Here is a 12,138-nt window from a genome sequence, read left to right on the forward strand (position 1 = left end):
ATTATTTTACCTATTTGAGTGTAATAATTGGAGATCTATATTGTAATGCTATCTATAATCGTGCTTCATTGGTTAAAATCGTTTTAACGATCGCCAAAAATTAGAATTTGCCTCAACGCATGACACCAGAACCAAACTCTGCTCAACCCAATCCTCCTGATTCCAACGTGACTGTAGAAAGTCCTAACGGTGCGAGTCCTGTTGTCCCACCAGAATCAGCAACAATCGTTGCTACTGCTGAATCGACAAAACCGCGGCCTTCGCGTCCAAACCACATGATTTTTGCGCCGATACAGCCGGCACAAACGACTGCTGAGATGTCGGGTTCGGTCCTGACGCTGGCGGCGATCGTAGCAATGATTGTAGGGCTGGCTAACGATAGCATTTGGATCGGCTTAATTGGGGCCGTCGGTGCGATCGGCATATCGCTGCGGATGATGTGGCCGAGTTGGGGCAAAATTTGGACGCAGGTAATTCCGCCGACTTGGCGCACGCTGATCATCTCCTGCTTCGGGCTTTTAGCTGGGATCGTTGGCTTGCTGATGCTTAGCGGTACTAATACGCAACCGGGAAGCCGCAACATCGAAATCAACTGGGACGCTATCGGAGCTCTCGGCGAGTTAATCGGCGCTTTGGGGCAAATTTTGATCGCAATTTTGGGCGTTTATGTGGCTTGGCGGCAGTACGTAATCTCGAAGGATTTGACGATTCAGCAAAATCGAATTACGCAGCAGCAAACTATTGATGCTTATTTTCAAGGGGTTTCCGATTTAGCCCTTGATGAACAAGGGTTTTTGGAAGATTGGCCGCAGGAAAGGGCGATCGCCGAAGGTCGCACCGCTGCAATTATGAGCAGTGTGGATGCTGAAGGTAAGGCGAAAATTCTACGGTTTTTGTCCCAGTCGAGATTGGTGACTCCTCTGAAGCGCGATCGGCTTTTGGGCCGCGCCATCCTTGACGGCGACGGCGGCTACGCAGAAGACAGATCTCACGGTATCCGCGTCATCGATTTAAACGTGATGTTAGCCGGTGCTGACCTCGCTAGCACCGATTTGCGGTGGACCGAGTTGAGCGAAGCCAACCTTGTCCGGGCCAATCTCAGCAAATGCGATTTAGTCAAAGCCAACCTCTCGCGCGCTATCCTGTACGATGCCAAGCTCGATCGTGCTGACATGAAAGCGGCGATATTATTCTACGGATCGGCAGAAACTGCATCTCCTCGCACCCGCACGGAATTTCCCAACTATGAAACGGGCGAATATACCGGCGCCGTGGTTGAACGCGCTGATTTCACGGCTGTCAAGCGACTGTCAGAGGCTCAGCGCTATTACTGTTGCGCTTGGTGTGGCTCGAAGTCGAGAGACACTATTCCCGGCGGCTGCGAAGGGATTCCCAATAAACTCGGACGTTAAAATTAGCAGTCCCGCTGTACTTACGTATAGCCTTTCTGTGCTCTGGTATGAGGTACTATCCGGGATAGGGCATAGGCCTCCGTGGGCATAGGCCTCCGTGGGCATAGGGCATACCTCACTTTTGTGAGAATCGCTATACATATTTGGCGATCGCGATCGCAGCGGACTATAGTTTAATTTTCCATCGACAGTTTTGCGCTGTTTTGGCCATGAGCAATACTGATTTAGCGGTTTTAGCGCTAGAAGTAAGTCCGCGTCTGGAACGCAACAAAAGCAGGGATGGATGGATTTTTATCACTGCTATGTGGTTTCTGATATCGTTTCCGATAGCATCGGAATTATATATTTTAATCCTTGATAGTGGGAGCGACAGTTTTGCGCTGTTTTGGCCATGAGCAATACTGATTTAGCGGTTTTAGCGCTAGAAGTAAGTCCGCGTCTGGAACGCAACAAAAGCAGGGATGGATGGATTTTTATCACTGCTATGTGGTTTCTGATATCGTTTCCGATAGCATCGGAATTATATATTTTAATCCTTGATAGTGGGAGCGTCCCCGCGAGCGAAGTCGATCGCTCTTCGGGGACGATCGCACTATATAATTCCAATGCTACCGGATTTGATATGAGTCGATCGCTAATTGCGATCGGGACGCAGCTAATTGCTCCTTTAATCTCCCAAAAACCCTCGGTGTATGCCCTTCCTTCCCAAAAGCGGTTGGGAATTGTTTTCCCACTGGGACGGTAAATGGTACGTCCAAATAGCTACTTCTGGCTATAGCTACGCAAATAACGGGATCATCATTCTGTAGCTTTTGATCCGCTATTTCCTTTACTCATGCGCGGATTGATGACTTTCGGAATACCAGTGGAAGTAGCAAGGGTATTAATTAACTCTTTGGCATTTTTGGGTGAATTAGTGCTGGTCTACTTTTGGGTAGAACAATGATACGATATTTCCCACGCTGCCTGAAAAAAGTCTCTTTCGCACAGCATAGCGTAGCGATAGGTTGATTCTACTTCCGGCGTTGTGTCAGCATAGCGATCGACCAAACTTTCCAGTTGTTTTGCTAAAATCTCAAACTCAGGGCTGCTGTAGGTAGAAATCCAGTCGCTAAAGGCGTGTTCCGGTATATTAGGCTTAGCTAACTGCTGTCCCAAAAAACCATACAATCGCAAGCAAGGAGTCATCGCCGCTGCTGTCAAACCTACACCGTTTCCCCAGGCTGTTGCTAATAAAAAATCCGTGTAGCGGCGGGTAGCAATTCCCGGTTTTGCCTCTTGCAAGTTTACACCCCATTTCGCTGCATATCCTTGGTGTAAGCGAAGTTCTTCTAAAACGCCGCTGCCCAGATTGTGGAGGATTTCAAACCCATCCCAGTCGGATGCTTTTGCCGCAGCGATACTGTAAGCCCGGGCAAATGCTCTCAGAAAAAATGCGTCTTGTGCAACGTAATATGCAAAACTATTTTGGTGGAGGCTACCGTCAGCAATACCTCTAACAAACGGATGTTGCAGACAAGCTGCGCTTAAGTCTTGATTGGCTTGCCACAGATACTTAGAATTTGTCATATTTTTTTATTTATCGGTGATGGTGTTCATTCAGTTGACAGTTGACAGTTGACAGTTGAAAGCACTTGACAAAAGAAGGAAGAGGATTGGAGTAATGAATAGTCTGATTTTAATTGATCCCGATCAGGGTTCCGGCTTTAAACCAATTCTTTCTGATAACTTTTAAAGTGCGGCTCGACATCTATGATAACAGATATATTCGGCTTGATTCCATTGGTGGCTCTAGGCATTTTGTTCCTCAACTTTAAGCAAATAGATAATTGTTGGCGCAGCGCTATTCTATCCGCAGCAATTGTTTGGGGAGTTATTGTTGCTTTATCTACCGAAATTTTAAGTTTATTTAGGTTGCTGACTTTTGAGTGGGTGTTGGGGCTGTGGTTGCTAGCAAATATTCTAGGTTTGATGGTTTATATAAAATATAAACCTGTCAAACTAAGTTTTGAGAAAAGTCAAGACGAGGAATTTTCTACTGTCTTAGCGGGGTTGCTAGGCGGTGTATTGTTTATTTTTGCTGGGGTGGGTTTGATTGCTGTAGTTGCACCGCCTAACAATTGGGATTCGATGACTTATCACATGAGCCGGGTTGCTCACTGGATACAAAACCGCAGTGTCGAGCATTATCCGACTTCTTACGTGCCGCAGTTGTATCACCCGCCGGGGGCTGAGTTTGCGATTATGCACTTTCAGATTTTAAGCGGAGGCGATCGCTTTGCTAATTTGGTACAGTGGTTGAGTATGGTGGGCAGCGCGATCGCAGTTTCTTTAATTGCCAAGCAACTAGGTGCTAATCTGCGGGGTCAAGTTTTTGCAGCAGTCTTTGCTGCGACTTTGCCGATGGGTATCCTCCAGGGTTCTAGCACTCAAAACGATTATGCTGTGTGTTTCTGGGTAGTGTGTTTTGTTTGCTGCGGTTTAGCAGGACTCTGGGCCGGAATCACGGGATTTAATACTTTCCAAATCGGTGCGAGTTTGGGTCTAGCTCTCTTGACAAAAACGACCGCTTATATATTTTGTTTGCCTTTTATTGTTTGGTTTATTGTCGGAGGAATTAAAGGCTTTCGGGGGAAAATGCTCCAACCAATATTGATTATAGCCGCTGTAACTTTTATAATAAACTTCGGTCATTTTTGGCGAAATTACGATCTGTTCGGTTATGCGATCGGAGCGCCTGAAAGTTTTACTAAAGAATATAAAATTGAAGCAATTACGCTGCCAACGTTCCTGTCAAATGTCATTAGAAACTTAGGTATGCAAGCCGGCACGAGGATTTCCAGAATTAACGGTGCGATTGTGGGACTGATTAACGTGCTGCACCGAATACTGGGCGTAGCGACAAACGACCCGCGCATCACTTGGCCTCCCGGACAGGTATTTGCGATCGCCACACCGTCATTTAATGAAAACACAGCTACCAATCCCATTCACTTCTGGCTGACATTTGCCACCATCGCACTTATATTTAAAACCCCAAATTTAAGAAAAACAAAAATAGTAGTAACTTATTTAATTTCTGTAATAATGACATTTTTACTGCTATGTCTTATCCTTAAATTGCAGCCTTGGCATGGCCGCCACCACCTGTCAATATTTGTATTGTTTTCGCCCATATTTGGATTAGCATTATCGCAATTATCAAATCAAAAAATAGCAAATTATCTGGCTACGATTCTGATTGTCATGTCGCTACCTTGGATTTTTTACAACCAATTTAGACCTCTCCTGGGAGATAGTAACATTTTTAATAGCAGTAGACACGAGCTTTACTTTACCAATCGGCCGAAGATCGAGGTGCCGCACAATAAAGCAGTAGATTTTGTGAAATCTCAAAACTGCACCAACATAGGACTGTCATTTTGGGCTAAAAGTGTCTGGGAATATCCCTTATGGGTAATGCTTCCAGAGCCGGGAAAACCAGCACCTCGCATCGAACACATTTCGACGATTGATCCTATTGTTAAGCAAAAACTCAACTCGGAACCTTACAAAAGTTTTATCCCTTGTGCGATAATTTACTCTCCTACAAAAAATGACGGCAAACAAGCAAAAGAGATAATAGTCAAAAATCAAACTTACATACAAAAATGGTCGATGGAGCCGCTGAGCGTGTTTGTGAAAAAATAAACTGTTGATTTAACTGTTTAACCCCTGATTATACAACAGAAAGTCAGATGAAAAATAGACCTAAATATTCCTTAATAATTCCCATCTATAACGAAGAAGAAAATCTCCCTGAATTGTACCGGCGAATTAGCGGGGTGATGGAGCGCCTGGACGGGCCAGTGGAATTAATTTTAATCAATGATGGTAGTCGCGATCGCTCTCTCGACATTTTGCGAGAATTGCACGAACAAGACTCGCGAATTTGTTACCTCAGTTTTGCCCGCAATTTCGGACACCAAATAGCTGTAACTGCTGGTTTAAACTTTTCTACTGGTCAAGTTGCAGTCATCATGGACGGCGATTTGCAAGACCCGCCCGAACTGATTTTAGAGATGATAGAACAGTGGCGGAACGGGTATCAAGTTGTTTATGCCCAGCGCACTCAGCGCCGTCAAGAAAGTTGGTTTAAACGGTTTCCAGCTTATATGTATTATCGTATTTTGCGGAATCTTGCTGATGTTGATATTCCCCTAGATACGGGAGATTTTTGTTTGATGGATAGGTGCGTGGTGGATGTGCTCAATGCGCTGCCCGAACGCAACCGTTATATTCGGGGACTGCGCGCTTGGATTGGTTTCAAACAAACTGCTGTTAGGTTTGAACGAGATCCGCGTTTTGCTGGCGATGTTAAGTATACTTTCAGCAAATCTTTTGCTTTGGCGATGAACGGTTTAGTGTCTTTTTCAACTGTTCCCCTGCAACTTTCGATTTATCTGGGTTTATTTTCGGCTTTGGTTTCTGTTTTAATGGCTTTTTTGGTTTTGTACTGGCGTCTTTTCTCTCCTGGTGCGGCATTAACTGGTTTGACAATTATAATTATGGCGGTTTTCTTTTTGGGTGCGGTGCAGTTGGTGAGTATTGGGATTTTGGGTCAGTATATCGGGCGAATTTACGAGGAGGTGAAGGGCCGGCCGCTTTATACGCTGGCTGAAGTGGCTGGTTTTGGCGATCGCCCAAAGTCGCCAAAATAATCTTAACAAACAACAGTTAACTCATCGTCCCTAAATTATCTAATTTATGAGATGATTTAAGATTGTAAAATCCCCTCAAGACTCGTGTTTAAACTTTACGAATATTCTCCGTCAGGCAATTGCTACAAAGTTCGCTTGCTTTTAACTCAGCTCAATATTCCGTTCGATCGCACTGAAATTAATATTCTCCAAAAAGAAAGTCGGACACCCGAATTTTTGGTCAAAAACCCTAACGGCCGCATTCCTGTTTTAGAGATTGCACCGGGTAAGTTTCTGTTTGAATCCAATGCGATTATGTTTTACTTGAGCGAAAAAACTGAGTTTTTCCCCAACGATAAATTTGAACGGGCTCAAGTGATGCAATGGTTGTTTTTTGAACAGTACAGTCACGAACCTTACATTGCAACTTCCAGATTTTGGATTTCTGTGTTGGGAAAAGCTGAGGAATATCAAGCAGCACTTCAACAAAAAAAAGCGCCCGGTTATGCCGCTTTGGGGGTGATGGAACAGCATTTAGAAAAAAATGACTTTTTTGTTGGCGATCGCTATTCTATTGCTGATATCGGTTTATTTGCTTACACTCACGTTGCTGGCGAAGGCGGATTTGATTTGACTGGGTTTCCGGCAATTCAAAATTGGATCGGTAGAGTCAAAAATCAGCCTCGATATATCAGCATTACATGAATCTAGGGTGCACCTCGCACTTTAGCTAATTTAAGCTTTGAAAAACCACAAAAAAATTAGTTCGCATCACAAATCGGCTGCTTGCTGAATTGATGCTTTTTTCCCTACTGCTACACAGATCACAACTAAACAAGCGCTGCCTAGGGCGATCGGTTCTACAGTTTCACCAAGCAAAATTGCCGATGCTAGGATAGTCAAAAATGGTTGCAATAACTGAATTTGCCCTACCCTGGCAACTCCGGCAATAGCCATCCCTTGATACCAGGCAAAAAATGCTACAAATTGACTGATAATACTCACATAGGCAAAACCCAACCATGCCGTCGGTGCAGCTATTAATCCATGTTGTATGACTACAAATATTGTAGGCAAAATCTCGAAGGGAGCGATAATTATCAATGCCCAACTAATAACTTGCCATCCGCCTAAAGTCTTAGCTAATTGCCCACCTTCGGCGTAACCAAAAGCAGCAGCAATGACTGATGCAAATAAAGCTAGATCTGCGGCTTGGAGTTGCCCTGCACCAGTAATAATTCCAAAACCAACGACGGTTAGACTCCCGGCGATACTAGCAATCCAAAAACTAGAAGATGGGCGATCGCCCGATCGCAAAACTCCCCCTACTGCTGTTGCTAAGGGCAACAATCCCAATACCACAGCACCGTGGGCGGCCGGTACTTGCTGCATTGCCCAAGCTGATAATAGCGGAAATCCCAAAACAACTCCCAATCCGACCATTGATAAACTCCACAATTGCTGTTTGGAGGGAATTGGTTGATGCGTTATCTGCAGAGTAAAGGCTGCTAGTATAGCTGCTACTAATCCGCGCCCTAAACCTACAATAATAGGGTCTAAATCCTGTACTGCGGCTCTGGTTCCTGGAAGTGTCAAGCTGAAGCCAACTACGCCTAGAAAACCGTAAACTAGCCCAATTGTTTCTGGCTCAAATTGATGAGAGTTCCAGGGTAATTTCATTTTTAATATATTTGTTAGGTCAGATAACGCTCGGCGGTTGATACCGCTACTATACAGATAAAACTAGCCTCCGCTGGTTGAATAGCCGGCAATTAAAATTACGTTGTTTAATGCAGTCTACTGAGAGAGAGGAAAGTTTGTATAAACATGGTTTCAACCGCCGTTTGATCGGAATAGTTATGAATTGTCGATCGCCAATTTTTGATTAGTTTCGCTCGATCGCTTCGCAGCATCCGCCACCTTCAAAGCGTACAAGCTACTTGTATTATTGACATACAACGGCGTACCGTTTAGCAAACAGTCTAACACCACCTCGGTATCTTTGGCAAACAAACCGCGCCGCGTTCCTACTTTGATGGTTTGTCGATTTTCTCCTTGAATTAATTGACCGGATTCGGGAGTAAAAACCAGTGTTCCTGCTTCTCCGTAGATGGTAAAAATGTTTTCCGACTGCCAAAAAGTCTCGCCTTTTCCATAAACAGCTTCAGCGAGAACGCCATTAGCAAAGCGTAACTGTGCGTTGCACAAACAAGCTTTGTAAAAATCCGGCTTAGTATCCCAAAATTGAGCTTGGCAGTTAACGCTTGTCACTTCCCCGAACAAGTCTGTAAATCGGTGCAGTCGAGAAATTGCACCAATTAAGGGAAAACCAAATAGGGAATGTTGAAAAGTCCAGCGCTTAGGTACTGAACGCACAGAGGTAATTGTAACGTAGCGGGCATAAAAAACTTTACCGACTAATGGCAAAGATTCTTTGATTGAGGAGTGCAAACCGCCTAACAATTCGATGTGTTCGATGTGGAGGAGTTTTTGCTTTTGGGCCGCAAGTTCGATCGCCCTTTCGCCCTCAGATAGTTCTAAAGATAGAGGATATTCCACCACAACGTGCTTGTCATTTTCCAGGGCGGCGAGGACGATCGCCCCGTGATCGCGGTTCACCGTACAGACAATTACCAAATCTAAATCGTCTCTTTCTACCAGCTTGCGCCAAGAAACCGCAGCTTCGGCGCCGAAAGTTTGGCAAAATGCTGCGGTTGTCTCCTGGTTGTGCCCCGCAACTGCTACCAAGTTCGATCGCGCGTCAGCTACCAGCGTCTCGGCTCTCAACTTAGCCGCAAAGCCAGTACCCACAATCCCGACGCGAATTGGGGAATTTAGGGAAAAACCAAAGCCAGCATTAATTTGAGTCATAGGATTTAGATTTTAGATAGTTACAGACTTGCGGTGTAGGGGTTTAGGGTTTTATTGCCCAAATTTTAGGCACAGAAGACCAACTCAAGCAAGCTTTGCGGAAAGTCGATCGACAAACCCCATAGCAAAAAACGGTTATTTGGACTGTAGGGCTCAAAACAGGATTTTTAAGAGAAACCCGGTTATTTTGCGTAAGTCTTGCAGCAACAGTATCACAAGGCTGAGCCGCGCATAGGTATAAGTAATCAAGATGAAATTAGAAAAAGTTATAACGAATCCCATTCAAATTTTTTGTAAATGAGTGTTGCAAGCTTGCTTCTTTCCCCTAATATCATAAAGGGAACGAACCTAAGAGTTAATCTCAGAGCTCATATAGCCTTGAAGGTTGCATTAGGAAAAATTATCAATATTGTTGAATTTTTGAGAGGATTAGTGCATGGCAACTTACAAAGTTACCCTCATCAGCGAAGCCGAAGGAATCAACCAGACCATTGACGTTGATGACGATACTTACATTCTAGATGCTGCCGAAGAAGCAGGACTCGACCTCCCGTATTCTTGCCGCGCTGGAGCTTGCTCCACCTGCGCCGGCAAAATCACATCAGGCGAAATTGACCAATCTGACCAATCTTTCTTGGATGACGACCAAATCGAAGCCGGATTTGTTTTGACCTGCGTCGCTTATCCTAAGTCTGATTGTACGATCGAAACTCACCAAGAAGAATCTCTTTACTAAGTAAGGATTTTCGGCGCGATGCGTTAAGTAACCCGGTTTCTTGTTTTCGTAATTGAGCTATTTCAGCTTAATTACGTTAAGAAACCGGGTTTTTGCGTTGAAACACGGCGATAAAGATCGGACGTGCGGTTGAAATCGCCCGGTTTTCTTGTCCCAAGCGTGTTGTCTTATAAACCAATATGCTTGGGTTAACACTGTTTATCGCCCGGAGATCCCCCTCGCATCCCCCTTAAGAAGGGGGACTTTGAGTAACTTCTTGTCCCACCCCCTACTCCCCTTTTTAAGGGGGAGTAGGGGGCAAGCTAAGGGGGGATCTGTCTTCACCCAAGCGTATTGTCTCAATAAACTATTCCCGCCAAAATGTAATGGAATCGTTGAGGGGGACAACTTGAGCGCCGGGAAAATAAAAGCCCAGAATTCGATCGCCACTCCAGCCCAAATTAGCTAAATTGTAAGAACCAGTCTGACTCATTCCCACGCCGTGTCCGAAACCGCCTCCGACAAAAGCATAACCGTTGAGAGTTTTGTCTGGATTGTAAATCGGTTCTAGATAAAAAAGCGTGCTAATCGGCGGGTAAAAAGCATTGCGAATCTCATCTTTTTCGATATTGATGGAGCCCAAGTCAGTTTGAACCTTCATTTGCAAAACTCGACCGGCGGGCGACCTTTCCACCACTTCCACCTGAGTGAGAGTTTTAAAATTAGCTAGCGGGTGCTGTTTCTTTTGAAGATACTGTTTGAGAAATGCCCCAATCGATGTCAAAGAAACTTCTTCGCGCCAGCGGAAAGTGTCTTCTTTTTCCTCATTAAACCCTGTTTTGAGAGTCATAAAGCGGCGGAAGTTGTTTTCATCAGACAAGCTCTGCTTTGACAAATCCCAGACGTTCTTGGGGGAATCGATAATCGATCGCAAATATGGACGTTCCGGGCCGTGCCACACATCGCCAAAAGTAGCTGTCACACCGCCGCTAGACGCGGAATAGAGCGCGTCTACGAGCTGATTTTGATAAGTTAGCACTAAACCGCTCGTTTGGGCGATCGCCTTATCGCTCTGCGGATAAACCTCCGTCAAACCCTTATAAACCTGACAGTTAACATCAGCGCACAACTCATAATTATCCACAGCAAACCGGCGCAAATTTCTCAGGGCGTAGGTTCTCGCTAAAATAGTTTGAGCGACAATCGAAGCATAAGGCGAAAAAGCCCCAATTTCGTGAGGAACAACACCCCGCAAATAAGTTTCCGTCGGCACTTCATTAACTAAAGTATAAGTGCCGTAAGAATTTTTTTGCAGGTGCAAACTGCCACCATAACGGCGAGTTTGTTGAAGAGCTTTTTCGGGTTCAGTAGCTGTCGCCTCTTGGGTAGTTTGTTCCAATACCTCAATCGTATTTTTGCCGGCCGTCACATCCAACTCATTGCGGTTGAAACGAAAGCCATTTAAAATCCAAAATGCTTGGGGTATTTGTTTGATAACTTTGGAATCTAAAAAAGCTGTTTTGTTACCTTGAGCTTGCAAACTTTGCAACAGCCAGCGCCGCACTATAGGAGAATTATAAATATCTCTTTTCGCCCAAACTTGCCAGCGCAAAGGTTGAGCAATTTCTACATCAATACCCTTAGCGCGCCACTGATTGGCGCTATCTTCTGCGCTTTCAAAACTCCGGTGGGAGCTCAGAACAACTCGTTCTTCTACTAATGGCGATTGCAGGGGTTTATTGGCAATTTCTAGCTTGATGCTGGGAGCAGTTTTGGTTTCTGTCCCTTGAGGAGTTTTGTAACTTAATGTTAAGCTGTCGCCCGGTAATGCTTTCAGCGTGAGTTTGTCGGTGGCTTTATTACCAAACCGCTGCACCACGCCAATTTTGATGAGTCTATTTTGGGGATTTTGGGCGTTTCCCGCAGCGCCCAAAATCGGCAACAGGCACAATGCGGCGAATACAGTGCGAGAAAGGCAGCTAAGCCATTTGTAACTTGGAGTTGGAGGTGTTTGAGCGAACACAGTTATCTGTCTCCAGATAGTTGAAATTTGGGGAGTTTTGATTGTACGTTAGCACATTTGGCGGCTGCGGAGAGGGGAATTGCCGAAGATCGGCCAATATACTTGGGCTAGTCGCGATCTCAGAAACCGGGTTTCTTGCGTGATTTGTCGCTACTAAACGCACAATTTCCTAGAAACCCGGTTTCTAGCCTCCCACGATCAGCCCTGAAACTGTCCAAACTACACTAACTAATATCGTGTCTGCTGGATTGATAACAACAAGATTAATTCGATCGTTCTGACTTCAATCCTCTAATTTGGAAAAAAACTGAATTTCTCACTACGAACCTATGTTAATTTTGGGTAATTTAACGGCAAGGATATATATCAATTCCGGTTGCACTCATACATGATGTTAGCTGTTAACTGTTAACTGTTAGCTGTTAATTGTTAACAGTC

Annotated in this window: 10 protein-coding genes; 6 read left to right on the forward strand and 4 right to left on the reverse strand. The window is 44.8% G+C overall.

The genetic code is table 11. The features are described 5' to 3' along the window. The first annotated feature begins 119 nt into the window (after window positions 1-119). Both QT998_RS22710 and QT998_RS22715 read left to right on the forward strand, forming a co-directional pair. Window positions 120-1,412, forward strand: coding sequence for a pentapeptide repeat-containing protein (locus QT998_RS22710; protein WP_333092969.1), 1,293 nt, complete (start codon window positions 120-122; stop codon window positions 1,410-1,412). 391 nt (window positions 1,413-1,803) lie between these two features. Continuing rightward, window positions 1,804-2,157 (forward strand): hypothetical protein, encoded by a 354-nt coding sequence (locus QT998_RS22715; protein WP_333117225.1) that lies wholly within the window; start codon window positions 1,804-1,806, stop codon window positions 2,155-2,157. A gap of 179 nt (window positions 2,158-2,336) precedes the next feature. Here QT998_RS22715 and QT998_RS22720 read toward each other — a convergent pair whose 3' ends face one another. Further along, window positions 2,337-2,981 (reverse strand): TenA family protein, encoded by a 645-nt coding sequence (locus tag QT998_RS22720; protein ID WP_333093102.1) that lies wholly within the window; start codon window positions 2,979-2,981, stop codon window positions 2,337-2,339. 183 nt (window positions 2,982-3,164) lie between these two features. Between QT998_RS22720 and QT998_RS22725 the strand changes: the two genes are divergently transcribed. The 3 genes from QT998_RS22725 to QT998_RS22735 all read left to right on the forward strand — a co-directional run bounded on the left by QT998_RS22725 (window position 3,165) and on the right by QT998_RS22735 (window position 6,796). After that, entirely contained in the window at window positions 3,165-5,102 is a 1,938-nt protein-coding gene (locus QT998_RS22725) for an ArnT family glycosyltransferase (RefSeq protein WP_333117226.1), read from the forward strand. A 47-nt stretch (window positions 5,103-5,149) separates the two neighbouring features. Next, window positions 5,150-6,112: a glycosyltransferase family 2 protein gene (locus QT998_RS22730; RefSeq protein WP_333117228.1), complete on the forward strand. Its 963-nt coding sequence runs from the start codon at window positions 5,150-5,152 to the stop codon at window positions 6,110-6,112. 84 nt (window positions 6,113-6,196) lie between these two features. Next, window positions 6,197-6,796 carry a glutathione S-transferase family protein gene (locus QT998_RS22735; RefSeq protein ID WP_194067548.1) on the forward strand — a complete coding sequence of 200 codons (600 nt, stop codon included), beginning with the start codon at window positions 6,197-6,199 and terminating at the stop codon, window positions 6,794-6,796. Window positions 6,797-6,862: 66 nt separating this feature from the next. On the opposite strand, the gene QT998_RS22740 is transcribed toward QT998_RS22735, so the two are convergent. Then, window positions 6,863-7,771, reverse strand: a complete 909-nt coding sequence (locus QT998_RS22740) for a DMT family transporter (RefSeq protein ID WP_333117230.1) — start codon at window positions 7,769-7,771, stop codon at window positions 6,863-6,865. A gap of 177 nt (window positions 7,772-7,948) precedes the next feature. Beyond that, the gene (locus QT998_RS22745) at window positions 7,949-8,962 is read right to left on the reverse strand and encodes a Gfo/Idh/MocA family protein (RefSeq protein WP_333117232.1); all 1,014 of its coding nucleotides are present in this window, start codon (window positions 8,960-8,962) and stop codon (window positions 7,949-7,951) included. A gap of 436 nt (window positions 8,963-9,398) precedes the next feature. Between QT998_RS22745 and QT998_RS22750 the strand changes: the two genes are divergently transcribed. Beyond that, window positions 9,399-9,698, forward strand: coding sequence for a ferredoxin (locus QT998_RS22750; RefSeq protein WP_193971396.1), 300 nt, complete (start codon window positions 9,399-9,401; stop codon window positions 9,696-9,698). 346 nt (window positions 9,699-10,044) lie between these two features. Here QT998_RS22750 and QT998_RS22755 read toward each other — a convergent pair whose 3' ends face one another. Beyond that, window positions 10,045-11,700 (reverse strand): SpoIID/LytB domain-containing protein, encoded by a 1,656-nt coding sequence (locus QT998_RS22755; RefSeq protein WP_333117234.1) that lies wholly within the window; start codon window positions 11,698-11,700, stop codon window positions 10,045-10,047. Between the last annotated feature and the right edge of the window lie 438 nt (window positions 11,701-12,138).

Source organism: Microcoleus sp. S1D4 (genome assembly GCF_036700765.1).
Lineage (GTDB): Bacteria > Cyanobacteriota > Cyanobacteriia > Cyanobacteriales > Microcoleaceae > Microcoleus.